Origin of the sequence: Microtetraspora sp. AC03309 (genome assembly GCF_020826795.1) — a bacterium.
GTDB lineage: Bacteria > Actinomycetota > Actinomycetes > Streptosporangiales > Streptosporangiaceae > Microtetraspora > Microtetraspora glauca.
The window spans coordinates 36664-61520 of sequence record NZ_JADDIL010000032.1 but is presented as its reverse complement, the minus strand read 5'-3'; the positions used below and the strand labels follow the sequence as shown (position 1 = coordinate 61520).

Below are 24857 nucleotides of genomic sequence, written 5' to 3'. Positions count from 1 at the left end.
CGGAGGAGGCTCCCATGAGTGAACCGAAGGGCCCGCTCGCCGGGATACGCGTGCTGGAGCTTGCCGGGCTCGCTCCCGGGCCGTTCGCCGGAATGATGCTCGCCGATCACGGCGCCGAGGTACTGCGCGTCGACAGGGTCGCTGCGGTGAGCGACCGGCCGCGCCGGGACGTGATGGACCGGGGCAAGCGCACGATCGGCCTCGATCTGAAGTCCCCCGAGGGCGTCGGGGCGTTCAAGAAGCTCGCCGCGGGCGCGGACGTGGTCATCGAGGTGTTCCGGCCCGGGGTGGCGGAGCGGCTCGGCATCGGCCCGGCCGACCTGCACGCCGTGAACGAGCGGCTGGTGTACGGCCGGATGACCGGCTGGGGCCAGGAGGGTCCGCTGGCGCCGAGGGCCGGGCACGACATCGACTACATCGCCGTCTCGGGCGCGCTGTCCTTGCTGGGCCGTGAGGGCGACAAGCCCACCCCGCCGATCAACATCCTCGGTGACTTCGCCGGAGGCGGTCTCATGCTCGCGTACGGCGTCCTGCTCGCGCTCTTCGAGCGGGAGCGCACCGGGCGGGGCCGGGTGATCGACGCCGCCATGGTGGACGGCGCGGCCGCCCTGTTCGCGATGTTCTACCACGGCGTCCAGGCCGGCGCCTGGGGTCCGCGGGGCACCAACCTGCTGGACACCGGCGCCCCGATGTACGACACGTACGAGACGGCGGACGGCGGGTTCCTCGCCGTGGGCTCGCTGGAGCCGCAGTTCTGGGCCGAGATGGTGGCGAAGATGGGCCTCTCCGACCTTCCCGACCGGGACGACTCCGCGAACTGGCCGGAGATCCGCAAGCGGCTGGCTACCGAGTTCCGCGCGCGTACGCGGGCCGAGTGGGAGGCGGTCTTCGAAGGCTCCGACGCCTGCGTGTCCCCGGTGCTCTCGATGGACGAGGCCGTGCGCCACCCGCACAACCAGGCGCGCGGCACGTTCGTCGAGGTGGACGGGATGACGCACCCGGCGCCCGCGCCCCGGCTGCTGGGAGCGGGACGGAGCGACCTGGCTCCCGCCACCCGCCTGCTCGACCTCGACGCCTGGGGACTGGACGACGCCGCCGCGGCCGCACTGCGAGAGAAGGGGGTACTGGCCTGATGGACGTCTTCGAGGCGCTGTACACCACCCGCGCGATGCGCCGGGTGCGGCCGGATCCCATCCCGATGGAGGTCCAGGAGCGCATCATGGACGCCGCGGTGCGCGGGCCGAGCGGCGGAAACACGCAGGGCTGGCGCTTCCTGCTCGTCGACGACCCCGACGTGAAGGCGCGGCTCGGACCGCTCTACCGCGACGCGCTCGCCGTGCTGTTCGAGGGCCACTACCGGCCGATGCGCGAACGAGCCGAGGCGTCCGGCGACACCGCGACGCTGAACGTGCTGAAGTCGGCCAAGCATCTGGCCGACCACTTCGAGGGCTATCCGCTGCTGCTCTTCGCGTTCACCCGGAACGACCCGGGCGGCGGCTCGATCTTCCCCTCGGTCTGGAACGCCCAGCTCGCCGCCCGCGCGTTCGGCGTGGGCAGCGCGCTGACCACGGTCCTGGGCCTGTTCCACGGCGCCGAGGCGATGCGCGTGCTCGGCGTGCCCGAGGACAAGGGGTGGGCGCTCGCCTGCACGGTCACCTTCGGCTACCCCACCGGACGGTGGGGCGTCGCCCCGCGCCGCCCGGTCCACGAGGTGAGCTATCGCAACCGGTGGGGCGAGCCGGTCGGCTTCGAGATCTCCGAGCCGCTCTGGAACTATCCGGAGCCCGCGCCGGAAGGGGCTCAGGAGTCGCCGAAGGACGGCAGCACCGCGACGTAGAGGTCGACGCCCGACGGATGGTGGATCTCCAGGTCGGTGGTGAACGCGCGCGCCGGGCTGCCGCCGGACTCGGTGTGGTCCCACACCTGCTGCCAGACGTCCAGGAGCGCGTCGGGCATCGGGCCGCGGGCCTCCATGCGGATGGCCGGAACGCCCGGCGCCCGGACGGCCACCATACCCTCGGGCAGCCGGGCCGCGGTGTGCACGGCGACGCCGACGATCTGGGTGTAGGCCCCGTGGTGGTCGCTCTCGTAGTCCGTCAGCACGGCGTACAGGTTCTCGTCGACGCGTCCCGGCACGTGCGCGAAGGCTCCGGGCGCGCCCGCGCGTGCCCACAGAGTCGGCAGCAGTGCCCGGGAGGGGTCGGCCTCCGCCGCGTTGGTCGTCCGTACGGCATGGCCGACGACGAGCACCTCCGGCCGATCCACGATGATCACAGTTCCTCCCCAATGGTTCCCTCGCCAACAGGGATCCTACGGAGCGGATCGCGCGTGCACGCCATCGGTGTGGCGGGGAATGCCAACTTTGTCCGTTCACCGCATAGGCTGGACAAACGTGCGATTCCTCAATGATCTGACGCCGCCCTACGATCTCACGTACAGCGACGTGTTCATGGTCCCGTCCCGCTCGGCCGTCGGGTCCCGGCTGGCCGTCGATCTGTCGGCGAAGGACGGCACCGGTACCACCATCCCGATCGTCGTGGCCAACATGACCGCCGTCGCGGGCCGCCGGATGGCGGAGACCGTGGCCAGACGCGGCGGCATCGCCGTGATCCCCCAGGACATCCCGTTCGACGTGGTCGCCGACGTGATCACCTGGGTGAAGGAACGCGACCTCGTCCACGACACGCCGATCGCCCTGACCCCGCACGACACCGTCGGCGAGGCGCTGAACCTGCTGCCCAAGCGGGCGCACGGAGCCGTCATCGTCGTCGACTGGGACAACCGCCCGGTCGGCGTGGTCACCGAGGCCGACTGCCACGGCGTCGACATGTTCACCCAGCTCTCCCAGGTCATGACGCCGTCGCCGCAGACCCTGGCCCAGGGCACCGACCCCAGGGACGCGTTCGACGCGCTGCACGAGCGCAGGCACCGGCTCGCCCCGGTCGTGGACGGGGAGGGCCGCCTGGTCGGCGTCCTGACCCGTACGGGCGCCCTGCGCGCCACGCTGTACCAGCCGGCCGTGGACGCCTCCGGACGGCTGCGCGTCGCCGCGGCGGTCGGCGTCAACGGCGACGTGAGCGCGCGGGCCAAAGAACTGCTCGACGCGGGCGTGGACGTGCTCGTCGTGGACACCGCGCACGGCCACCAGGAGAAGATGCTCTCCGCGCTGCGTGCCGTGCGCGCGCTCGATCCCGGCGTCCCGGTCGCGGCCGGCAACGTGGTGACCGCGGAGGGCGTCCGCGACCTCGTCGAGGCGGGCGCGGACATCGTCAAGGTCGGCGTCGGCCCCGGCGCCATGTGCACCACCCGGATGATGACGGGTGTGGGGCGCCCGCAGTTCTCCGCCGTCCTGGAGTGCGCGGCCGAGGCCCACCGACTGGGCCGGCACATCTGGGCCGACGGCGGTGTGCGGCACCCGCGCGACGTGGCCCTCGCCCTCGCCGCCGGCGCCTCCAACGTCATGATCGGCTCCTGGTTCGCCGGGACGTACGAGTCGCCGGGCGACACGCGGACGACCGCCGACGGCCGGAAGTACAAGGAGAACTTCGGCATGGCCTCCGCCCGTGCCGTACGGCTGCGCACGGCGGAGGACAGCCCGTTCGAGCGGGCGCGCAAGGCGCTGTTCGAGGAGGGCATCTCCACCTCGCGGATGTACCTCGACCCGGTACGCCCGAGCGTCGAGGATCAGATCGACGCGATCGTGGCCGGCCTGCGCTCCTCGTGCACGTACGCCGGCGCGACCAGCCTGGCCGAGTTCCACGAGCGCGCCGTCGTGGGCGTGCAGAGCGCGTCCGGTTACACGGAGGGCATGCCCCTGCACCAGAGCTGGTGACGGGCGGGCGACTCCACCGATCTCGCCCATGCGCCCCGGCCGGCCGCGGGATGCCCGGTAGAGTCATCCGGTTGGCCTGGGCGTGCGCCCGGGACCAGAGTGACGCGAACACGACAAGGAGAGCCAGGTGGCACTGGAAAAGCCCGAGATCGACTTCCCCGAGGGCGCTCCGCCCGCGGACCTGGAGATCGTCGATCTCATCGAAGGGGACGGCCCGGAGGCCAAGCCGGGACACACCGTGAGCGTGCACTACGTCGGCGTCGCGTTCTCGACCGGCGAGGAGTTCGACGCGTCGTGGAACCGCGGCGCGGCCTTCCAGTTCCCGCTGGGCGGCGGCCGGGTCATCGCCGGCTGGGACCAGGGTGTCGCCGGGATGAAGGTCGGCGGCCGCCGCCGGCTGACCATCCCGCCGCACCTCGGGTACGGCGACCGCGGCGCGGGCCACGCCATCAGGCCCGGCGAGACGCTGATCTTCGTGGTCGACCTGCTCGGCGTGAGCTGAGCCGATCGGGCGCGGGCCTTCACACGCGCGACGCGTGTCGTGGAGGCTCGTGCCCGGGGGTTCCCCTCCCGGGATTCCGCGTCGATTATGGTCGCGTGGCCACGATCACCGGGGTCCGTCAGGACGCCGCACTCCCCCGCTTCGCCATCCGGCCCGTCGGCGCGATCGCGCTGGCCGCGGCCGCCGTCCTCCTCGCGGTCAGCCCCTGGTACGGCTACCACCGCGACGAGCTGTACTTCCGCCTGCTCGGGGAACGCCCCCGGCTCGGCTATTTCGACACCCCGCCGCTCACGCCGCTGGTGGCCCGGGTGTCCACCGAGCTCTTCGGCGACACCGTCACCGCGCTGCGCGTCGTCCCCGCCCTCCTGGCCGGGGTCCTCGTCATCCTCACCGCCTGCGTCACGCGCGAGCTCGGCGGAGGCCGTACCGCGCAGATCCTGGCCGCAACGGGGATCGCGACCGGCCTGTTCCCGCTGGTCGCCGGGCACTCGCTGCTGACCCTGACCCTGGACCTGCCGATATGGACGGCGGCGATCCTGTTCATCCTGAGGGCGCTGCTGCGCGGCGACGGCCGCTGGTGGCTCGCCGCCGGGGCGGTGGTGGGCGTGGCCGCCTACAATCGGCAGCTCATCGTGCTCCTGCTCGTCGGCGTCGGTGTCGGGCTCCTGCTCGCCGGACCCAGGGCTCCCCTGCGCGACCCGCGCCTGTGGCTCGGCGCGCTGCTCGCGCTGGTGATCGCCGCGCCGAACGTGATCTACCAGGCGACGCACGAGTGGCCCCAGCTGCAGATGGCGGCCGCCCTGAAAATCGACGAAGGTGACGACAACCGCGTCACGTTCGTGCCGCTGCAGATCGTGCTGGTGAGCTGGCCGCTCATCCCCGTCATGGTCGGCGGGTGGATCCGGCTCTGGCGGGACCGCCTCACCCGATCGCTCGCGATCGCCTATCCGCTGTGCTGCGCGCTCGTCCTCTATTCGGGAGGGCGTCCCGACTATGTGACCGGGTTTCTCATCCTCCTCTTCGCCGCGGGGTGCGAGCCCGCGGTCGTGTGGCTGACCGGACGGCCCCGGCGGCGGGTCCTCCTCGTGGCGGCGGTCGCTCTCGGCGCGGTCAACAACGTCGTCTTCGCCCTCCCGATCATCCCGGCCGGCTCGCTGCGCGGTTCCCCGGTCGCGCTGGCGAACGAGGTGGCCCGCGAGTCGGTCGGCTGGCCCGGGTTCGCCGCGCAGGTCGCGGCGGTGGTGCGCGCCCTCCCTGATGCCGACCGGCCGCGCGCCGTCCTGCTCGCCGCCAATTACGGCGAGGCCGGAGCGCTGGACCGATGGGCCGGAGAGTACGGCCTGCCCCCGGTCCACAGCCCGCACAACGAGCTCTACTGGTGGGGGCCTCCGCCCGAGACGGCCCGCGTCGCGGTCGTGGTGGGAGCCCCGTCGTCCTTCCTGACCGGGCGGTTCACCCGCTGCGACCAGGCCGCCTCCATCGACGGCATGGCCGGGGAGGAGCAGGGCATCCCCGTGACCGTGTGCCGGGACCCCGTCACGTCGTGGCAGGCGCTGTGGCCTGAGCTGCGTCACTACAGCTGACCGCCGGTCCCCCCGGATGGGCAAAGGGTGGTGCGGTGAGGCAGGATGACGATGTGTTGCTGATCGACCTTGCCCGGACGTCCGCGGCCGTGGCGGCGGACTCGGCGCGGCTGGCCAAGATCGCGCATCTGGCCGAGCTGCTCGGCAGGGTGGCGCCCGAGGAAGCCGCGATCGCGATCGCCTATCTCTCCGGAGAGATCCCGCAGCGCCAGATCGGCGTGGGCCCGCGCACCCTCCACGAGGCCCCCGAGCCGCGTCAGGTCGCCACGGCCACGCTGACCCAGGTCGACTCCTTCTTCGAGCGGATCAAGGCGCAGTCCGGTCCCGGATCGCAGACGGCGCGCAGGGCACTCGTCGACGAACTGTTCAGCGCGGCCACCCGCCAGGAGCAGTCCTTCCTGCGTCGGCTCATCCGCGGCGAGCTCCGTCAGGGCGCCCTCGACGGCGTGATGATCGAGGCCCTCGCCAAGGCGGCCGGCGTCCCCGCGACGGAGATCAGGCGGGCGCTGACGCTGCGTGGCTGGCTGCCCGCCGTGGGCGCGGCCGCGCTGCGCGGCGGAGTCGAGGAGCTGCGCGGTTTCCACCTGGAGGTGGGGCGGCCGGTCTCGCCCATGCTCGCGCAGAGCGCGCCGTCCGTCACGGCGGCCCTGGAGAAGATCGGCGGCCCGGCCGCGCTGGAGTGGAAACTCGACGGCGTGCGCGTCCAGGCCCATCGGTCAGGTGACCAGGTCGGCGTCTTCACCCGCACGCTTGAGGAGATCACGCCGCAGGTGCCCGAGCTGGTCGAGGTCCTCCTCGGGCTGCCCGAGCGCGACCTCGTGCTCGACGGCGAGGTCATCGCGTTGCGGCCGGACGGGCGGCCCGAGCCGTTCCAGGTCACCTCCGGCCGGGTCGCGAGCAGGACCGACGTCGAGACCGCCCGCGCGGCGGTGCCGTTGAGCGTCTTCTTCTTCGACGCCCTCCGGGTCGGCGGCGCCGACCTGCTCGATCTGCCCGCCGAGGAGCGGCACGCAGCGCTGGCCGCGGCCGTACCCGCCGGGCTGGTGACGCCCCGCCTGGTCACGGATGACGCGGAGGAGGGCGAGGCGTTCTTCGCCGAGGCCGTACGGCTGGGCCACGAGGGGGTGGTGGCCAAGTCGCTCCAGGCGCCGTACGCCGCGGGACGGCGCGGAGCCGGGTGGGTCAAGGTCAAGCCCCGGCACACCCTGGATCTCGTCGTGCTGGCGGCCGAGTGGGGCAGCGGGCGGCGCGAGGGCTGGCTGTCCAACCTCCACCTGGGCGCGCTCGACCCGGAGAGCGGCGGCTTCGTGATGCTCGGCAAGACCTTCAAGGGGCTCACGGACGAGCTGCTGACCTGGCAGACCGCGCAGTTCCTCCGGCTGGCCGAGGGGCCGGCCGACGGCTGGGTGGTCACCGTGAAGCCCGAGCTCGTGGTGGAGATCGCCTTCGACGGGGTGCAGCGGTCGACCCGCTATCCCGGCGGGATGGCCCTGCGGTTCGCGCGGGTGCTGCGCTATCGGCCGGACAAGCGGCCCGAGGAGGCCGACACCGTGGCCACGGTCCGCTCCCTCATGCCCTGAGCGGCCTCACTTGACGAGGCGGACCGTCAGGGGATAGCGGAAGTCGCCCCCGGCGACGGCCGCGACTCCGCCGACGACGGCGAGCACGAAGCCCAGGATCCATATGAACGGGATCAGCACCATCCCGACGACGGTGAAGGGCAGCAGCAGGGTCGCCCCCGCCACGGTGAGATGGAAGTTCAACGACTCGACCGCGTGCCTCCTGATGAACGGGGAGGTACGACCGGCGGTCAGCAGCATGATCAGCGGACCGACCACGAACAGGCCGCACAGCGTCAGCAGGTGCGCCGCCGCTCCCCCCACCCGGTCGCCGCCATCGGCGGGCCCGGCACCGGGGTGCGCGGCACGCGAGTGGTATCCGGCGGCCCGCGGGTCGTACCGGGGCGGGGCCGCGGGCGGCACGTACTCGGCGGCGCGGGCGCCGTAGAGCTCATCCATGATCGGGATGAGGTCGGCGTGAGTGCGGGCGGTCATCGCGAGATGCAGCCGCTCGTCCATCTCGAACTTGTCCAGGCGGCCCTCGGCGTAGGCCGCCTTGACGTGCTCGACCACCTGGTCACGGTCCTGGTTCGTGACCCGCAACTCGGGGTGGATGGGCGTGCGCCCGGACCAGGATGGTGTCGCTGCCGCCGGCATCAATGCCCTACCTCCGTCGATGGAACGGCCGCACCGGACGCTCGTGACCTCCGGGACGGACGCGACCTGCCTGCCTCTCTCCTTCGAGTCTGCCTCGCCACCCGGGCGGCAGGGCATCTCACCGTCCATCTTCGTGCGGGCATGGTCGCGGCACATCCGGGATGTCCCCGACGTCTCCCCCGAGAACCCCCTAACCCGCACGCCACTGATCGCCGCTTCCGCCGCCGAATTGACGGTCGGGAACGGTATATAAGGGGTATGAGATGGCGAGATCGTTATGGCATCCGGCGACTACGCGGCCCCCGAGTCGCCAAGTTCGACCGGGAGGCCACGGATGACGACATCGAGGCGTTGATCGCGTTCGCCAAGTCGCGGCGCGGCGTCGAGTTCTATGTGGAGCCGGAGACGTTCGCCACCGACACCACGGCCGTGGCCGTGGCCCACGACGGCGAGTGGACCCGCCGCCGTGTCGGGTCTCCCGCCGTCATCGGCAGGGTCGCCAGGGATCTGGCGCTTCCGGTGTACGACGTGCAGCTCACCGGCTATCCCGCCCGGATGCGCGCCTACAACGAGCGCCGCCGCGAGCAGGAGCGGCGCCAGACCGAGCCCTAGACTTCCCCGAGCCCTAGACTTCCCCGAGCCCTGGCCTTCCCCCGGGAACCGTCCAGAGGGAGCTGCCCAAGCTGGGAACCGTCCAGGCCGGGAACCGTCCCGGGCAGGTCCATCCGGCCGAGGTCTATCCCGCCAGCAGGGGCCTCTCCTCGCCGAGCAGCGCGATCAACGGCACCAGCCAGCTCATTCGCGGGCGCCCCATCTGCGCGTCCAACTCCTCCGGCGCCGGCATGCGCTCGCGCAGCGCGTCAGGGGGAAGCAGGTGCCGAAGAGCCTGGCACAGCAGATTCGCCATCGAGTACGCCGGGTCGGCCGCCAGTGCCCGCTCCAGCGCGAGGCCGGCGAGGGCGCAGTCCCCGTCGCGCCACGCCGACGCGGCCAGCAAGGACGCGACCGGGGCGACGAAGCGGGGGTCCAGCCGCCGGGTGAGGTCCCGCCACAGGGCGAGATGGGCCTCCCTGTCGTCGATCAGCGCCCACGCCTCGTCACGGACCCTGATGACCGCCAGATCGAGGCCGAGCCGCGCGGCCTCCTCGTCGTCGAGGCGGCCTCCGGAGTCGTAGCGGCCGATCGCCGACCTGACGCGGGCGAGACCGTCGGCCACGAACGCGGCGGCGGTCTCGTCGGGCCGCTCCGCCCGGGTCAGCAGGGAACGGACGTCCGCCGCGACCCGCCGGGTGGCCTGGCTCATCGCCACCCGGCGGAGCCCGCCGTACGGCTCGACCGACCGGACCAGGGTGCGCCGGTCGGGCAGCGCGACCAGGCCGTGCACGACGGCCTCGGCGGCGACGCGGCCGGACACCGGATCGTACGGCGTGCCCTCGGGCGGGCAGCAGTCGACCCGAGCGCAGACGTAGGACCAGTAGCGCCCGCCCTCCGCCCGGAGAGCCTCGGCGACGTGCACGTCGCCTTCACGGAGCAACCGGAGCGTCTGGTCGACCGCGGGGGTCACCAGCGCGGCCGGGCCGTATCCGGCGAGCACGGCCATGGTCATCCGCTCGCGGCGCAGCAGCGCGGCCAGCGGATCGAGCGCCCCCGGCCCGATCGGCAGGTCCCACCGGGTGGTCACGCGCAGCGCGCTCCCCGCGAACGCGGCCACGACCAGGCTGTCCTGCGGGTGGAAGCCGATGAGGTACGGCACCGCCGCGAGGATGTCGGCGGGTGAGGAGAGCACAAGCGTCGAGATGGAGGTCATGGATCGAGAGCGTCGCGGACGCGCTCTCCCGCGAAGCGGCTGAGCCGCGTTCTGGGGATATCAGGTCCGCTGTGGAGGAAGCAGCCGCTCGCGGACCAGCATCGCGGCGCCCGCCACCGCGGCCGGCATGAGGACGACGGCGACGAGGGGAACCATGAAGGCGAGGAAGAGGACCACGCCGAAGCCGAGCGTGGCCCCCTTGTCGGCGCGCAGGAGGGCGAAGCGCTGCTTGCGCGGGATGCCGCGGCGTTCCAGCGGGAGCGCGGTCAGCTCGACGCTCAGGAAGAAGCCGGAGACGATCGCGCCGAGCACCGGCACGACGGTCTGGCCGATGACCGGCACGAACCCGAGCACGAACAGCGGGATCGTGAACAGCAGCACGTAGTAGAGGGTCACGACGCTGTCCCGGATCGACCGCCCCAGCGACCGCCAGAAGGGGGCGTCGACGGCGTCGGGAAGGCCGCCGAGATCCTCCTCGACCTTCTCCGACAGCTTCTCGTAGAACGGCTCGCCGATGGCCAGGGTCACCGCGGCGTAGGTGAGCACGGCGAACGCGAGGCCGCCCACGAAGATCAGGATGCCGACGAGCGTCCGGAACGCGTCCCGCCAGCCCCAGGCGTCCGCGAACGGGGTCGCCCACTCGGCCAGATCACCGACGTGCGTGCCCAGCCACACCAGCGCCACGGCGTACAGGACGAACGCGATCAGGGCCGGGATGAGTCCGAACAGCCACCACCGGGGATGCCGCGCCACCCATCCGAGCCCCCTGAAGACAGAGCCGACGCCGCTCATGAAGCCGCCGGCCTCTCGCCGGACGGGCCTCCCGATGCCATTCATGTCCGGCAGGCTAGCGCCTCGGATCATTCGTCGCGATCTCGCCCATCTCGCCCGTCGGAGGTCAGCCGGCGCCCGGCCAGAGACGCGTGACGGAGACGCCGACCGCGGCGAACAGGCGGCGGAGCAACGGAAGGGAGACGCCGAGGACATTGCCGTGGTCGCCGTCGATGCCGTCGACGAACCATCCGCCGAGGCCGTCGAGGGTGAACGCGCCCGCCACCTTCAGCGGCTCTCCGCTGGCGACGTAGGCCGCGATCTCGTCGTCGGTGGGAGTCCCGAACCGGACGACCGTCGCGCCCACGTCGGAGGCCCTGCGGCCCGACGCCACGTCGATGACACAGTGGCCGGTGAGCAGACGGCCGGTCCTCCCCCGCATCGACCGCCAGCGCGACACGGCGTCCTCCGGCGAGGACGGCTTGCCGTACGCGACGCCGTCGAGCTCCAGCATGGAGTCGCAGCCGATGACGAGGCCCACGTCGAGCGAGGACGCGACGACGGCGGCCTTGGCCTCGGCGAGGGCCAGGCAGAGCGCGGCCGGGGTCTCCGCGGTGATCGCGTCCTCGTCCACGCCGCTGACGATCACCTTCGGGTCGAGGCCGGCTGCGCGCAGGACTCCGAGGCGGGCCGGGGAAGCGGAGGCGAGAACGAGTTCGGTCACGGATGTCGAGTTTAGTGCTCACATTCCCCATGTCTTCCAGCCGTCAGCACCGATACCTTTTTGCGGTTATTGATCGACTTATAGGGAGATTTCGGTGGCGAGGGCGACAATCCGGGAACGGCTGCGCTACTGGTTCGACAACACGATGTCGAAGGGGACGGTGGCGCTGATCGGCTGGCTGGGGCTGGCGTCGCTCGCCCTCATCCTCATCGTCTCGGGGCTGACCCTGTGGATCACGCCGGACGAGGTGTTCGACCACGCCGGGTTGCCCGGCGTGCTCTGGATGACCCTGGTCCGGGCACTCAGCCCCAGCAAGATCGCGAGCGACTCGGGCACCGCGCCGTTCCTCGCCCTGATGCTCGCCGCGTCCCTCGGCGGCATCTTCATCGTCAGCACGCTGGTCGGCGTGCTGTCCGCGGGCCTCAAAGGCAAGATCGAGGAGCTGCGCAAGGGACGCTCGCGCATCATCGAGAGCGGCCACACCGTCATCCTCGGCTGGTCGGAGCAGGTCTTCACGATCGTCGGCGAGCTGGTCAAGGCGCACGCGAGCCAGCGCGGATCCGTCATCGCGATCCTCTCCGACCACGACAAGCCGGGCATGGAGCAGGCCATCCGCACGAAGGTGGGCGACACCGGCCGCACCCGTCTGGTCTGCCGCACCGGACGGCCGACGGAACCGGCGGACCTCTCCCTGATGAGCCTGGAGACGGCCAGATCCGTCGTGGTCCTCTCCCCCGAAGGGGAGGATCCGGACGCGCACGTCATCAAGACCCTGCTCGCGCTCGCGAAGCGCGACGGCGACCACCCGCCGGTGGTGGCCGCCGTCGCCTCGTCCCGGAACATGGCGGCGGCACGCCTCGCCGGCGGGCCCGGCGTCCATCTGGTCGACTCCGACGACACCGCGTCCCGGCTGATCGTCCAGTCGTCCCGGCAGTCCGGCATGTCGGTCGTCTGCATGGACCTGCTCAACTTCGACGGCGGGGAGATCTACCTGCGGCCGGAGCCGTCCCTCGCCGGCGTGCCGTACGGCGAGGCTCTCGGGGCGTATCGGAGCGCGACCGTCATCGGGCTGCGCGCGGCCGGGAAGGTGGTGCTCAACCCGCCGATGGACACGGTGATCGGATCGGACGACGAGATCATCCTGATCGCCCACGACGACTCGCTCATCCACCTCTGGGGCGGCGCGCCCGCCGTGGACGAGGAACGGATCGTCGGCATGGCGCACGAGCGGCCCGGCCCCGAGCGGACCCTTCTGCTCGGCTGGAACGGCCGGGCCGCCCAGATCGTGCGCTACCTCGACGGGTACGTCCCGGCGGGATCGGCGATCGACGTCGCCAGCGACCACCCCGGCGCGGGAGGCGGCCTCACGGGCCTGGCCAGGCTCACCCTGAACACCAAGGAATGCGACATCACCGACAGGTACGCGCTCGAGTCACTCAGCGCGGGCCTCTACCAGCACGTGATCGTGCTCTCCGACGACCGGTACGGCACGCACCACGCGGACACGCGCACCCTGATGACTCTGCTCCAGCTCCGCGACATCCAGACCACGCTCGGGGACCGGTACTCCATCGTCAGCGAGATGCACGACGAGAACAACCGCGCGCTCGCCGAGGTCACCCGGGCCGACGACATCGTGATCAGCGACACGGTCATCGGACTTCTCCTCGCGCAGCTCGCGGAGAACCCGCGCCTGGCCGACGTGTTCGGGTACCTCTTCGACTCCAGGGGATCGGAGATCTATCCCCGCCCCGCGGAGGACTACGTGGTCATCGGAACGCCGCTCGCCTTCTCGACGGTGATCGAGTCGGCCAGGCGGCGCGGTGAGACCGCGATCGGCTACCGCCTGGCCGCCGGGATCAACGAGCCGCCGAGGTTCGGCGTGGTGCTGAACCCGGACAAGGAGTCACCGATCGCGTTCGCGCTCGGGGACGCGGTGATCGTGCTCGCCGAGCGCTGAGACGCGGCACCCCCGGCGTGCGGGGGATGGTTGCGCCCCCCGGAACAGGGCGAGGGCCCGGTGACCGATGTCACCGGGCCCTCGCGGCGGTGCCGGTGCCGCCTGGCGGCCTCAGCCCCGGGCGCCCGCGAGCGCCTGGCGCAGGTTCTCCTCGGCCTGGTTGGACAGCGACGTGTGGATGATCTTCCCGCCGAACGGCGCGATCTGCGGGATGACCTTGTCCGGCGTGCTCTGCGTGACGAGCACGAAGAGGGCGGCCGCGCCGGGCTTGAGTTCCTCGCCGATCTTCTTCATGAACTTGTCGTCCACGCCCACGTCGGTCATCGCGCCCGCGGCGGCACCCGTGGCGGCGCCGACGGCCATGCCGATGAGCGGCATGAGGAAGATGAGCCCGATGAGACCGCCCCAGAGCGCGCCTCCGGCGGCGCCGATGCCGGTCGTGCTGGTCGACTGGTGCAGCTTGATCTTGCCGTCCATGGTGCGCTCCGCGACCGCCGCGTCCGCGAGCGTGATCAAGTTCTGTTTCTGTAGCTCGAAGAGCTTCTCCCGGACGGTGTTCGCGGTGGCGACGTCGTCGTACGCGACGGCGATCAGATTCGACATATCGATCCCCCCGATTCGGATGGCCGTAATCATCCCCCGGAGGACCACTTCCTAAAGCACGCGAATGTGCGACATGACGGTATTAATGTCGCGCCAGTGCTTTCTCTGGGTGTCGGGGATCGTCATGAACACCAGGGCGGGCTTGTCCTTCGGCACGTCGACCAGGGCGAGGGCCGCCATGGCCTTCCGCTTCTTGCCCTTGATCGTGTAGTTGACGGTGAAGCCGAGCAGCCAGCCGTCCCGGTCGCTCACGGTGATCGGCTGCGACGCGGTCCAGGCGATCGTCGCGCCGGACGGGTGGTGGTTCAGCGTCCACCGGGCGGCCAGGAAGGCCGTGTCACGCGGGCTCGCCTGCACCGGGATCGGCACCGGGCAGGACACCAGCAGGCCCCGGAAGTTCGTGCCCTTGACCTTGGGCAACATCTGACGGGTGGCGAACGGGCTGGCCGAGGCGAGCTTCCACACCTTGGCGAACCTGGGGAACGCGACGCCCGACCGGTCGTCCTTCAGCGCGCCCCGGGCCGGAGCCGCCCGGCCGTACAGCCGGCCCAGCCGCCGGTCACCCTCGGGCAACGCCGGAATGCGCGGGTCGGAGAGCGCGGCCTGCATGACGGCCGTGGCCGTCGCGGCGCCGGTCGACGGGGTGGCCGTCACGGAACCGGAGGACACCACCGGGGAAGCCGCGGGCGAGGCGGCCTCGGGGGTCGCGGCCGGAGTCATCGCCGGGGTGGCGGCCGGGTCGCCCGTCGTGGCGGCGCTCACGCCGGGGGTGCCCACGGGCGGGCTCGCCACCGCGGTATGGGCGGCGACCACCGACGGGGCGGAGGCGTCGTCATCCCCGCCGCGCAGGACGACGAACCCCGCGACGCCCACCGCCGCGACGGCGGTCACGGCCGCGATCGTCCGGTAGACGACGCGCATCGGCATGTCGCCCAGTCCCTTGCCGCCGCCGGGAGCCGGCGGGGGCGCGGGGACCACGATCTTGGGCAGCGGCGTCGTCTCCGCTTCGGCCGCCACGTATGTCGGAACAGCTTTCGTCCCATTGTCCCCAGGTGACACGATCGGGAGCGTACGGCATATCGCTGTATTTCGGGCGCGATCCCCATCACACTTCGGGAACGGGATCATGTGGCGCGGAGCGGCCCCCAGCCCTCGGGACGGAAGCCGCCCTGCCTGAGCCAGGGAGCGTCGGCGATCACCGTGACCGACCCCGGCTCGATCTCCGTGAAGCCGGCGTCCCGCACCGCCGGCAGGCCGCTGTCCACCAGCGACGCCCACATCCCGGGGGTCGCGGTCCGCACGGCCACCATCGATCCCCGGCCGCGCCACGCGGTCCTGGCCCGCCCGTCACTGCCCCACCACGCGAGCTGGGCGCCGTGCCCCGCCTGTGCCATCGCCTTGCCCGCGGTCATCTCCAGATGCGGATTCACCCAGAGGACCACGCCGTCCCGATCCGGACCGACTGGAACACCGGAATCGGTCAAATCGGTCCCGGAGACCTGGAGCCGCTGGAGATCCTTGGGCCAGTCGTCGAGCGGTATCGGCGGGTGCACGCGCACCTCGGCCGTCCGCACCTGGACCGTGATGCCGGGCAGGCCCAGCACCCGGCGCCACTCCGCCCCCCGCGCCCGGCGGACCACCTTCCTGATCCCGATCCGCTCCCACTGCGCGATCGGCTCGGCCCATTCGTCCTGGTCGAGCAGGCTCAACACGGCGTGCGCCGCCGCTTCGAGGGCATCGGTGCGCTCAGGGGGAGCGGCACGCTCGATGCGTACGACGAGAGGGAGGACCCATTGGTTCATCGGACCAGGATTCCAGCCTCCCGCGTCTCCCTCACTCTCGCGGCGATCCTGGCCGACATCAGGGCGGCGGCCAGGCACAGGACGCCCGCGCCGTACCAGGCGAGGTCGTAGTTCCCGAGGTGGTCCCGGGTCACCCCGGCGAGGGTGGCGGCGAACGCCGCGCCGATCTGGTGGGAGGCGAACACCCAGCCGAACACGATCGCCCCGTCGGCACCGAAGATCCGCCGGCAGAGGGCCACCGTCGGCGGCACGGTCGCCACCCAGTCCAGTCCGTAGAAGATGATGAACACCAGCATGCTCGGATGCGCCGTCGCGGCGAAGAGCTGCGGAAGGATCAACAGGGACAACCCGCGCAGCGCGTAGTAGACGACCAGCAGGCGCCTCGGGTCGACCCGGTCACTGAGCCAGCCGGAGAACACGGTCCCCACGATGTCGAAGACCCCCACGGCCGCGAGCAGCCCGGCCGCCGTGGTCTCGGTCATGCCGTGGTCGTGCGCCGCCGGGATGAAATGGGTGCCGACCAGGCCGTTCGTGCTCGCACCGCAGATGGCGAAGCCGCCGACGAGATACCAGAACGACCGGTTGCGCGCGGCCTCGCGCAGCACCCGCAGCGCCCGGGCCGCCGCCCCTCCCCCGGCCGGGCGGGCGGGTGGCGGTTCCGCGCCCTCCTCGGCGCCGTACGGGGTCAGGCCGAGTTCTTGGGGGGTGTCGCGGAGCAGGAACCACACCAGCGGCACGACGACCAGCGCGCACGCGGTCACGGTCAGCGCCGCCGCCCGCCACCCCGACATCTCGACGAGATGGGCCAGCACCGGCAGGAAGATGAGCTGGCCGGTGGCACCACCCGCCGTCAGCACACCGGTGACCAGCCCGCGGTGCCGTACGAACCAGCGGTCGGTGATGGTGGCGACGAACACGAGCGCCATGGAGCCGGTGCCGAGCCCGACGAGCACTCCCCAGCAGAGCACGAGCTGCCAGCTCGCCGTCATGAACACGGTGACGCCGCTGCCGAGGGCCACCAGGACGAGGGCGGTGGACACGACCCTGCGCATGCCGAACCGGTCCATCAGCGCGGCGGCGAACGGCGCGGTCAGGCCGTAGAGCATGAGGTTCACCGACACGGCCAGGCCGATCGTGCCCCTCGTCCAGCCGAACTCCTCCTGGAGCGGCGTGATGAACACTCCCGGCGTCGCCCGGAAACCCGCCGCACCGACGATCGCGACCAGGGCCACCGCGGCTACGATCCACGCGCGGTGGAGGCGCGTGCTTCTCAATCTTGTCACCCTCACCCCGGACATCATTCCTGGGGGGAAATGTCGCCTACGAGTGGCCTGAAAGCCAATATGTGAAAGAATCCGGCCATGGCCTCCAGCACTCCGGAATCCGGGCCCCGGACCGAGCCCGACGCGGGGCGCCCGGCCCCGTCTCACGCCGTCCCGGACGGCGCAGGCGGCGCACGCGGCGCGTCATCGGCCGGGAAGCGGCACCGCGTCGCGATCGTGGCCCTCGACGACTTCGCCCCTCTTGACCTCGGCATCCCGGGGCAGGTCTTCCAGGTGGCCGAGAACGCCGGCTGGGAGAAGCTCTACGAGATCGTGGCCTGCTCGCCCGGAGGAGCTCCCGTACGCACCTCCGCCGGGTACCGCGTGGTGCCCGACCACGACCTCTCCGTCCTGGAGACCGCCGACACCGTCATCGTCCCCGGCATCCACGGCGGGCCGGCGCTCGTCGACGGCGAGATCGACGCGGAACTGCGCTCCGCCCTGCGGGCGGCGGCGGGACGGTCCCGGCTGATGTCCATCTGCACGGGGGCGTTCGTGCTGGCCGCGGCCGGTCTGCTCGACGGGCGTCCGGCCACCACGCACTGGCGCAACGCCCGCCGCTTCAGGTCGCTCTTCCCCCGGGTACGGCTCGATCCCGACGTGCTGTTCATCGACGACGGCGACATCCTCACCTCGGCGGGGGTGGCCTCGGGAATCGACCTGTGCCTGCATGTGATCCGCCGGGACCACGGCAGCGAGGTCGCCAACCGCGCGGCCCGCCGGTGCGTGACCCCTCCCTTCAGGGAGGGCGGCCAGGCGCAGTACATCGAGCGGCCCCTGCCCGATCCGCACGGCACCAGCACGACGCCGACCCGGACCTGGATGCTGGAACGGCTGCACGAGCCGGCCGATCTGGCCGACCTGGCCGCCCACGCCAGGATGAGCGTGCGCACGTTCACCCGCCGGTTCCGCGAGGAGACGGGTCTCAGCCCGGCGCGCTGGTTGACCGGCCGCAGGGTGGAGCAGGCCAGGCACCTGCTGGAGACCACCGACCTCACCGTGGACGAGATCGCCAGGAGGACCGGATTCGGGACCACGGTGTCCCTGCGCCAGCACCTGCACGCGGCGGTGGGTGTCGCTCCTCTCACCTACCGCCAGACCTTCAGGTCCCGTCCGCCGCACACCGGCTGACCGGCGCCGCACGGAAAGCGGCGACCCGCGCGCTCCGCGCCGATCCGGTTAGGCTCGGGTGGTGCTTGAACCGATCATCGTTGTCGAGAACCTTCACGTCGAGATGGGCGCGAACCCCGTCCTCCGCGGGGTCGACCTGACGGTCCGCGAGTCCGAGATCGTCGCGGTCGTGGGTGAGAACGGGAGCGGGAAGTCCACCCTGCTGCGCTGCCTGGCGGGACTGCGAACCCCAACGTCCGGAGAGGTCACCGTCTTCGGCGCACCGCCACGGGACGACGCGACGTTCTGGCGCGCGGTCGCCATGATCGCCGCGGAGCCGGCCTGGTATCCCGGCCTGACCGTACGCGAGCACGTCGAGCTGATCCGGGTCACCCACGAACCGGTGGGCGACGCCTGGCCGGGCGTCGGCGAGGTGCTGGAGCGCTGCGGGCTGACCGAGCGGGCCGACGCCGTCCCGTCGACGCTCTCCACCGGCCAGCGGCAGCGGCTCTCCCTGGCCACGGCACTGGTACGGCCGAGCCGGCTGCTGCTCCTCGACGAGCCGGAACACGGGCTGGACACCGCCTTCCGCGGCCGGCTGGCCGAGATACTGACCGAATACGCCGCGGACGGAGGAACCATCGTGATGGCCACCCATGACCCGGGGCTCATCGCGGCGACCGGCGCGCGGCACAACGTCCTGTCCTCCGGCCGCCTGGCCGCCGGAGCCGCCCGATGAACACCCTCGCCGCCGCTCGCGCGATCATCCGCGCCCCTCGGGCGAGACGGACGCGGACCTGGCAGGACCGCTACACGCTGGTCTTCGCCGTCGTGCTGCTGGGCGCGATCGCCGCCGATCCCCTCTCCCGGGCGTGGAACCGCCTGCTGGCGCCGGTCGCCGACGCCGATCCGACGACGATGGGCACCGGCCTGGCCCTGATCGTCCTCGCGTACGCGGGCCTGGTCGCGCTGGCCCGCCTGGTCGGTCCTGTCGCGCTGTCTCCGGCGGACGCCACCTGGCTGGTCCTGTCGCCCCTCGACCGGCGTGCCGTCCTCCGGCCCGCGGTGGTCCGGCTGCTGGTCGTGTCGGTCGTCGCCGGAACCGTGCTGGGCATCGCCGCCCTGGCCGTGCTCGGAGTCCCGGATCTCGTCGCGCTCCGCGTGACCGGCGCCGTCGTCATCGGCGTCGCGGCCTGCGTCGGCGGGGCGGCCCTGGCCGTACTGGCCCAGCGTTCGGACACGGAGGGGGGCTGGCTGAGCGTCGCGTTCACCGTGATCGCCGTCCTGGCGATCGTCGCCGGGCTGGCGGCGGCGAGCGGTGCGGTCCTTCCGTGGCGCTCCCTGCTCACCTCGCTCCCCCGTCTGCCCGCGAGCGCTGTCATGGCGGCCGCCACCGGCGCCGCCCTGGCCTCGGCAGCCGTCGCCGTACGGGCATGGCGAGCGCTGCCCGGCTTCCCCACGCGGGCGGTGATCGCCTCGTCCGTGCGTACGGGGCAGGCGACCGACGCCCTTCTCACGCTGGAACCCACGCTGCTCACCTGGATCGCCGAGGACAACCACTGGCGGGCCCGCCGGTTGCGGTCCCGGCGCTGGCCGCGGCTGCCCGCGCCGCTCGCGGTCGCCTGGGTGGAGGCGCGCAGGCTGGGCCGCCACCCCGCTCGCCTGGCGGTGCTTCTCGCGGTGGCGGCGCTCCCCGCACTGGCCGCCGTCGCCAGTGGTGGCATCACACCGCTGGTAGTGGTCGCGCTGCTCGCCGGCGCCCTTTCCGCCGCGACCTCCGGCACCTCCGGGGCCCGCCGGGACAGCGAGAACCCCGGCCTGGGCCGACTGCTCGGCGCCACGCGGGAATGGACGAGAGCGGCACGAGCGATCCCGCCCGCGTTGCTCGCCGCTGCCTGGCTCGCGGCCGCGCTCGCCGGACTGGCCGTCACTGGACTGGCCGTCACCGGGCCGGTCGTCACGGGAGCGGTCGCGGGCGCGTCGTGGTGGGCGTTCGTGCCGCTGTGCGCTCCGCCACTCGCCGTCGCCGCGCTGCGCATCGCGGGGTGCGGGCCGATCGACCACTCACTGCCCGTGATCGACACCCCGGGCGGCCCGGTCCCGATGGGGCCGCTCCTGTGGGCGTTCACCGGGATCGACGTCGCGACGCTCGGCTGCGCCCCGGCGCTCGCCGCCCTGCTGGCCCGACCGGCGTCACCTGCCGGGTTCCTGATCGCCCAGGCCGCGGCGACCCTGCTGACCGCCGGCGTGTTCCTCGCGTCCGGAGCCCGCCCACGCCGCCGTCCCTGACCACGTCGGCGACGGGATCGACTTCCGCGGAACCCCGCTATTCGAGGCCGACGGCCCTGACGAAGCGCTCGGCGACGCCGGGTTCGGGAGCCGGTTCCCCCTTCACCCGGTAGACCCCGCCTCCCCGGGTGAGCAGGCCCATGTCGATGAGGTACCTGCGAATGGCCACATGGTCGACCTCGCCCCCCTCGCACCACTCGCGAAGCTTGTCGTTGACGACACGCTCCTCGTACGCGACGCCCGGTTCGAAGGACCGCGCCACGATGTGCTCGAGAACGACGTACCGGCGGCGCTGCTGCGCGGGAACCGTGGTCAGCCGCCCGCCCTGAACGAAGGGCAGCAGGGCGGATTCCGTCGGCTCGCCGCCCTCCGGCCGCGACGAATCCGCTATTTCACGCGACAGATTCCTGAGTCGCTCATAATCCACACGCAGCCCGTCGTCGCCCGCCACAATCAGATCGTGGTCCTGGAGCCGTTGAGCGGCCTTTGACGCGTCTTTCGCCGACAGTCCGGACGGCTCAGCGATGTCGGACGGCGTGTTCGCTCCGAGTGCGATCGCCGCCAGAACCCGCATTCGGCTCGGCTCCGCCAGCAGGCGTACGAGATTCTCAGGTGTCATCATCCGAGCGAGGCACGGCGCCGGAGAGGCCGTTCCTCTTTCTCCCCTCGAAACACGATCCCCGTGGCGGAGCGACCGGCGAGCGGGGCATTCGCGGCTCTCGCGACCTACGCCGTCCGATTTCGCCCTCACGCTATGAGGCGTGGACGCGACGCCGCAATCGGATTACCGCTCACGAGATCCCGTCAACTGCCCTGCAGCAGCCGTCTCAAGACGGCCCACGAGTGGGGCGTTCACGAGAGCGAATGACGTGTTGGAACTGACGGCGACCGAAGATCGCTTCCCACGCGCGAGTCGATCGTTTCCCAGGTCGTCGGGGGGGACCTACATGTCCAGGGCCAACGGTTCGCTCGGCAGGCACCCGTTCCCGTCCAGGACATCAGCGAGCAGCAGGGGCAGCCCGGGAGGGAAGAAGGTCTGCGTTGCCTGGGCAGAGGCCAGCTCCTCGAAAGACCACCACCGGTGTTCAATGATCACATCGTGTTCAGCGGGCTCTAGATACATGCGACTGATGCTCTGGTTGTTGCGGATTCGGGCGAGGAAGTACCTCTCATGCGCGTGGATGGGCTCTCCTGACCAGTAGGCGTTCACGTCGCGAGTCCACAGACATGGGCCCCAGTCGATGTCGGTCAGGCCGGTCTCTTCAAACAGTTCCCTGTGGGCGGCCTGGAGAAAGGTCTCACCGGTCTCAACGCCGCCGCCAGGCAGAATCCAGAACGACGCCGGTGCGGGACGACCGGGGACGACGATGACACCATCGTCTCGGACCTGCATCATGAGCAGCCGGTCATCGGGATCTAACAATACGATTCGAGCTCCTTGCCGGGTTCGCACCTGGCAATTCCCTTCTCGTTCGGTCTGCGGGTTTCGCAGCAGAGCTCAATAACTTGCCAGCCTGGCGTGGTGCGCGACCACGTCCGCGGCCGATCGAGCGTTCGTGCTCTGATCTTCAACGGGTGCGCCGCCCGCTACGGTATCTGGTGGCGGTTTGTCGGCACCGCAGCCTTTCGCGACACCGCTCCGCGGGCCCCAAACTCCGCCGAACCGAGCTCGGAGAACCCCTGAAACGACAAAATCCCGTCCGATCCAGACGATCGGACGGGATCCCGTCAACTGTCCTGCAGCCGTCTCGAGAACGGCCCACGAGTGGAGCTATGGGGATTCGAACCCCAGACCCCCTCCATGCCATGGAGGTGCGCTACCAGCTGCGCTATAGCCCCTTGGTGACCCCGCGACGGGTTTCCCCACGCGGCGCCACGCCAGTGTATAGGACTTCCCGGCCCAGGCTGTAACCGATCAGCTGAAGGACCGCGTCCGGTTGATCAGATCGGCCAGCTCGGTCACGTCGCGATCCTCGGTGGCCGCCGCGAGGCGGGAACCTTGGTCCGCCAGGTCGCCCAGCCCCAGCCCGAACCGCTCGCTCCGGTCCGACCACGGAGCACGCAGGTAGTCGGCGAAGGCCGCCGCCACCGCGTCGACCTGGAGTCGGATCGGCGCCGAGGTCCACAGGTCGCCGCGCACGTCACCCGTGTCCACCGCGCGGCTGATCTCGGCCGGCCTGCGGCTGTCGGGGTCGAGCCAGCGGACCGTGGCCGTCGCGAGCTGCCCGGACGCCCCGGCGCGCAGCCGTACCCAGTAGAGCGCGGTCACGGAGTGGCCCGGCCCGACCTCGCCCCCGTCGCGCGAGTCGTCGCGGAACTCCTCGGGCGCCAGCTCCCGGTTCTCGTATCCGAGCAGGCTGTACGACTCGACGGTCGCCGGGTTGAAGACGACCTGCGCCTTGGCGTCTCGGGCACGGAGGTCGAGGTTGGCCGGGAGCCGGTCGACGAAGACCTCGCGCGCCTGCTCCTGCGAGCTCACGTAGACGGCGGCGCCGTCCCCGTTGTCGGCGAGCTGCTCCATCAGGTGGTCCCCGTATTCCCGGCCGACGCCGACGCAGAGCAGGGTGATCTGCTTGCCCGCGTAGTCGCTCACCCGGTCGAGGATGCCCTGCCACGCGGTCTCACCGGTGTTGGCGAGACCGTCGGAGAGCAGGATCACCCGGTTGGTGGCGACGGAGCGGAACGCCCGGGACGCCTCCTGGTAGCCGGTGACGAGGCCGTCCTCCAGGTTGGTCGATCCCTCGGTGTTCAACTCGTCGATGGCGCCGTGCAGCCGCGAGCGTTCCGTCACCGGGACCATCGGGCTGATCAGGCGGGCCGAGTCGCTGAAGGACACGATCGACACCTGGTCCCCCGGCATGAGCTGGTCGACGAGCGTGTGCAGGGCGTCGCGCACGAGGTCGAGCCTGCCGGTCTCGGCCATGGATCCGGAGACGTCCACCACGAAGGTCAGGCTGGCCGGTCGGCGCTCCTCCGTGCCGACGCCGCGCGTGCGCAGCCCCACCCGGACCAGCGCGCCGCCGCTCGTCCTGGCCCCGTCGACGTGTACGGCGAAGCCGTTGTCGTCCGGCTCGGCGTAGTCCTGCTCGAAGGAGTTGACGAACTCCTCGGTCCTGACCTGGTCGCGCTCGGGCAGCCTGCCCTCCAGGATCGCCCGGCGCGCGTAGCCGTACGACGCGGTGTCGACGTCGAGGGCGAACGTCGAGATCTGCTCGGCGGTGGCGTCACGCTCCTGGCCGTCGGCCACCGCCGCCTGGTCGCCGGGGGCGGCCCGGCCGGCCGATGACGGTGTTTCTCTCCCTCCACCGCAGGCGGCGAGAGTGACTGACAGCAGGGCGATCCCCACCAGGACTGGTAAACGCGGCTTCATCCGGCACCTCCGTCGGCTCCCGTTCGCCCCTTACGACGCCATGCCGTACGGCGAAGCCGAGCCCGTCACGTAAGCGACGGCAAACCGTGCTCATCGCGTGATATCAGACAATCCGGCAATAGACCTCCACGCGAGCCACCGGTATCGCCCGGATCCGTCAGCGATGCCGCAGCAGCGTGGAGAGCGTGACCGGCCGGAGCCCGCGTTCCCGGAGTCCCCGGACGATGGCGGGCAGCGCGGCGTCGGTCAGCCCGGACGGCTTGCCGCCGCCCAGGTGGAGCACGACGATCGACCCACCGCGCACGCCGTCGAGGGTCTGCTTCACGATCGCGTCCTTCGAGGTCGCGAACGCGTCCCCGCCGATCACATCCCACTGGACGGGCGTCAGGCCCTCCGCGGCGACCGCCTTCAGCGCCGCCTTGTCGAAGCAACCTCCGGGGAACCGGAAGAACCTCGGGTGGCCGGGGTCGAGCCGGTCGAGCAGGGCCTCGGTCCTGCGGAGGCTCCGCCGCATGTCGTGGGTACGGCCCAGCCCGTAGCAGGGAGTGACGAACGCCTCGTGATCGTAGGAATGGTCGGCCACCTCGAACAGCGGATCGGCCGCGAGCCCGGCCGCCACGCGGGGGTAGCGCTCGATCCACATCCCGGTCATGAAGATCGCGTGTGCGCGGTGCACCCGGAGACGAGGAGAAGCGGCATCAGGAAGGCTGCCCGCCGGCTCAGCATGATCGGCATGTTACGACCGCGGGAGGCGCCACCCCCGCCCCGGTGGCGAAACGCGGAAGGCCGGCGCGCTCCCTGTGATGGAACGCCGCCGACCCTGATCGAACGAGTGGAGCTATGGGGATTCGAACCCCAGACCCCCTCCATGCCATGGAGGTGCGCTACCAGCTGCGCTATAGCCCCTTGCGACGCCTGTCAGTGTATAGGAATCGGCGCGCCGGACGGTAACCGAACGCGGCGATG

24 protein-coding genes and 2 tRNA genes are annotated in these 24857 nt (G+C 71.6%); 11 read left to right on the top strand and 15 right to left on the bottom strand.

Features of this window, described 5'->3' with window-relative positions; translation table 11 throughout:
* The first annotated feature begins 14 nt into the window (after positions 1–14).
* A complete protein-coding gene (locus IMZ11_RS20305) occupies positions 15–1133 on the top strand; it encodes a CaiB/BaiF CoA-transferase family protein (protein ID WP_228643748.1) in 1119 nt (372 codons plus the stop codon).
* Complete coding sequence (locus IMZ11_RS20300) at positions 1133–1837, top strand: nitroreductase family protein (protein ID WP_228643745.1); 705 nt, start codon at positions 1133–1135, stop codon at positions 1835–1837. Before IMZ11_RS20305 ends, IMZ11_RS20300 begins: the two co-directional genes overlap by 1 nt.
* Here the strand turns inward: IMZ11_RS20300 and IMZ11_RS20295 are convergent.
* Positions 1801–2274, bottom strand: coding sequence for an effector binding domain-containing protein (locus tag IMZ11_RS20295; RefSeq protein WP_228643743.1), 474 nt, complete (start codon positions 2272–2274; stop codon positions 1801–1803). The two genes, IMZ11_RS20300 and IMZ11_RS20295, sit on opposite strands and share 37 nt — an antisense overlap.
* Before the next feature lie 118 nt (positions 2275–2392).
* Between IMZ11_RS20295 and IMZ11_RS20290 the strand changes: the two genes are divergently transcribed.
* From IMZ11_RS20290 to IMZ11_RS20275, 4 genes are all read left to right on the top strand, one after another.
* Entirely contained in the window at positions 2393–3832 is a 1440-nt protein-coding gene (locus IMZ11_RS20290) for a GuaB1 family IMP dehydrogenase-related protein (RefSeq protein WP_228643741.1), read from the top strand.
* A gap of 127 nt (positions 3833–3959) precedes the next feature.
* Positions 3960–4334 carry an FKBP-type peptidyl-prolyl cis-trans isomerase gene (locus tag IMZ11_RS20285; protein ID WP_061257344.1) on the top strand — a complete coding sequence of 125 codons (375 nt, stop codon included), beginning with the start codon at positions 3960–3962 and terminating at the stop codon, positions 4332–4334.
* Positions 4335–4429: 95 nt separating this feature from the next.
* Positions 4430–5917 (top strand): glycosyltransferase family 39 protein, encoded by a 1488-nt coding sequence (locus IMZ11_RS20280; RefSeq protein WP_228643739.1) that lies wholly within the window; start codon positions 4430–4432, stop codon positions 5915–5917.
* Between the two features lie 35 nt (positions 5918–5952).
* Positions 5953–7497 carry an ATP-dependent DNA ligase gene (locus IMZ11_RS20275; protein ID WP_228643737.1) on the top strand — a complete coding sequence of 515 codons (1545 nt, stop codon included), beginning with the start codon at positions 5953–5955 and terminating at the stop codon, positions 7495–7497.
* Between the two features lie 6 nt (positions 7498–7503).
* Here the strand turns inward: IMZ11_RS20275 and IMZ11_RS20270 are convergent, their stop codons facing one another.
* The gene (locus IMZ11_RS20270) at positions 7504–8133 is read right to left on the bottom strand and encodes a DUF1707 and DUF4870 domain-containing protein (RefSeq protein ID WP_228643735.1); all 630 of its coding nucleotides are present in this window, start codon (positions 8131–8133) and stop codon (positions 7504–7506) included.
* A gap of 258 nt (positions 8134–8391) precedes the next feature.
* Between IMZ11_RS20270 and IMZ11_RS20265 the strand changes: the two genes are divergently transcribed.
* Positions 8392–8745, top strand: coding sequence for a hypothetical protein (locus tag IMZ11_RS20265; RefSeq protein ID WP_228643733.1), 354 nt, complete (start codon positions 8392–8394; stop codon positions 8743–8745).
* A 124-nt stretch (positions 8746–8869) separates the two neighbouring features.
* On the opposite strand, the gene IMZ11_RS20260 is transcribed toward IMZ11_RS20265, so the two are convergent.
* The 3 genes from IMZ11_RS20260 to IMZ11_RS20250 all read right to left on the bottom strand — a co-directional run bounded on the left by IMZ11_RS20260 (position 8870) and on the right by IMZ11_RS20250 (position 11435).
* Positions 8870–9940 carry a DUF4192 domain-containing protein gene (locus IMZ11_RS20260; RefSeq protein ID WP_228643730.1) on the bottom strand — a complete coding sequence of 357 codons (1071 nt, stop codon included), beginning with the start codon at positions 9938–9940 and terminating at the stop codon, positions 8870–8872.
* Between the two features lie 60 nt (positions 9941–10000).
* Positions 10001–10777, bottom strand: a complete 777-nt coding sequence (locus IMZ11_RS20255; RefSeq protein ID WP_228643728.1) for an EI24 domain-containing protein — start codon at positions 10775–10777, stop codon at positions 10001–10003.
* 61 nt (positions 10778–10838) lie between these two features.
* A complete protein-coding gene (locus IMZ11_RS20250) occupies positions 10839–11435 on the bottom strand; it encodes a nucleoside triphosphate pyrophosphatase (protein WP_228643726.1) in 597 nt (198 codons plus the stop codon).
* A gap of 94 nt (positions 11436–11529) precedes the next feature.
* On the opposite strand from IMZ11_RS20250, the gene IMZ11_RS20245 reads away from it, so the two are divergent.
* Complete coding sequence (locus IMZ11_RS20245; RefSeq protein ID WP_228643724.1) at positions 11530–13395, top strand: potassium transporter TrkA; 1866 nt, start codon at positions 11530–11532, stop codon at positions 13393–13395.
* A gap of 111 nt (positions 13396–13506) precedes the next feature.
* Here IMZ11_RS20245 and IMZ11_RS20240 read toward each other — a convergent pair whose 3' ends face one another.
* From IMZ11_RS20240 to IMZ11_RS20225, 4 genes are all read right to left on the bottom strand, one after another.
* Positions 13507–13998, bottom strand: a complete 492-nt coding sequence (locus tag IMZ11_RS20240) for a DUF1269 domain-containing protein (protein ID WP_228643722.1) — start codon at positions 13996–13998, stop codon at positions 13507–13509.
* 51 nt (positions 13999–14049) lie between these two features.
* On the bottom strand, positions 14050–15015 hold the full coding sequence (locus tag IMZ11_RS20235) for a hypothetical protein (protein ID WP_228643719.1): 966 nt from the start codon (positions 15013–15015) through the stop codon (positions 14050–14052).
* 107 nt (positions 15016–15122) lie between these two features.
* The gene (locus tag IMZ11_RS20230; RefSeq protein ID WP_228643717.1) at positions 15123–15800 is read right to left on the bottom strand and encodes a peptidyl-tRNA hydrolase; all 678 of its coding nucleotides are present in this window, start codon (positions 15798–15800) and stop codon (positions 15123–15125) included.
* Positions 15797–17101: an MFS transporter gene (locus IMZ11_RS20225; RefSeq protein WP_374462417.1), complete on the bottom strand. Its 1305-nt coding sequence runs from the start codon at positions 17099–17101 to the stop codon at positions 15797–15799. The genes IMZ11_RS20230 and IMZ11_RS20225 overlap by 4 nt, the downstream gene beginning before the upstream one ends.
* Positions 17102–17161: 60 nt before the next feature.
* Here IMZ11_RS20225 and IMZ11_RS20220 point away from each other — a divergent pair, with 60 nt between their 5' ends.
* The 3 genes from IMZ11_RS20220 (at position 17162) to IMZ11_RS20210 (ending at position 20521) form a co-directional block, all read left to right on the top strand.
* Positions 17162–18253 carry a GlxA family transcriptional regulator gene (locus IMZ11_RS20220; RefSeq protein ID WP_228643715.1) on the top strand — a complete coding sequence of 364 codons (1092 nt, stop codon included), beginning with the start codon at positions 17162–17164 and terminating at the stop codon, positions 18251–18253.
* Between the two features lie 61 nt (positions 18254–18314).
* A complete protein-coding gene (locus IMZ11_RS20215) occupies positions 18315–18971 on the top strand; it encodes an ABC transporter ATP-binding protein (protein ID WP_228643714.1) in 657 nt (218 codons plus the stop codon).
* Positions 18968–20521 (top strand): DUF6297 family protein, encoded by a 1554-nt coding sequence (locus IMZ11_RS20210; RefSeq protein ID WP_228643712.1) that lies wholly within the window; start codon positions 18968–18970, stop codon positions 20519–20521. The genes IMZ11_RS20215 and IMZ11_RS20210 overlap by 4 nt, the downstream gene beginning before the upstream one ends.
* Before the next feature lie 37 nt (positions 20522–20558).
* Here the strand turns inward: IMZ11_RS20210 and IMZ11_RS20205 are convergent, their stop codons facing one another.
* The 6 genes from IMZ11_RS20205 to IMZ11_RS20180 form a co-directional block, all read right to left on the bottom strand.
* Positions 20559–21143 carry a DUF2087 domain-containing protein gene (locus IMZ11_RS20205; protein ID WP_228643709.1) on the bottom strand — a complete coding sequence of 195 codons (585 nt, stop codon included), beginning with the start codon at positions 21141–21143 and terminating at the stop codon, positions 20559–20561.
* 321 nt (positions 21144–21464) lie between these two features.
* The gene (locus tag IMZ11_RS20200; RefSeq protein ID WP_228643707.1) at positions 21465–21974 is read right to left on the bottom strand and encodes an NUDIX hydrolase; all 510 of its coding nucleotides are present in this window, start codon (positions 21972–21974) and stop codon (positions 21465–21467) included.
* Positions 21975–22287: 313 nt separating this feature from the next.
* Positions 22288–22360 (bottom strand) — tRNA-Ala (locus IMZ11_RS20195).
* 76 nt (positions 22361–22436) lie between these two features.
* Positions 22437–23891: a von Willebrand factor type A domain-containing protein gene (locus IMZ11_RS20190; protein WP_228643705.1), complete on the bottom strand. Its 1455-nt coding sequence runs from the start codon at positions 23889–23891 to the stop codon at positions 22437–22439.
* 157 nt (positions 23892–24048) lie between these two features.
* Positions 24049–24567: a polysaccharide deacetylase family protein gene (locus IMZ11_RS20185; protein WP_228643703.1), complete on the bottom strand. Its 519-nt coding sequence runs from the start codon at positions 24565–24567 to the stop codon at positions 24049–24051.
* 157 nt (positions 24568–24724) lie between these two features.
* A tRNA-Ala gene (locus IMZ11_RS20180) sits at positions 24725–24797 on the bottom strand.
* Positions 24798–24857: the final 60 nt, after the last annotated feature.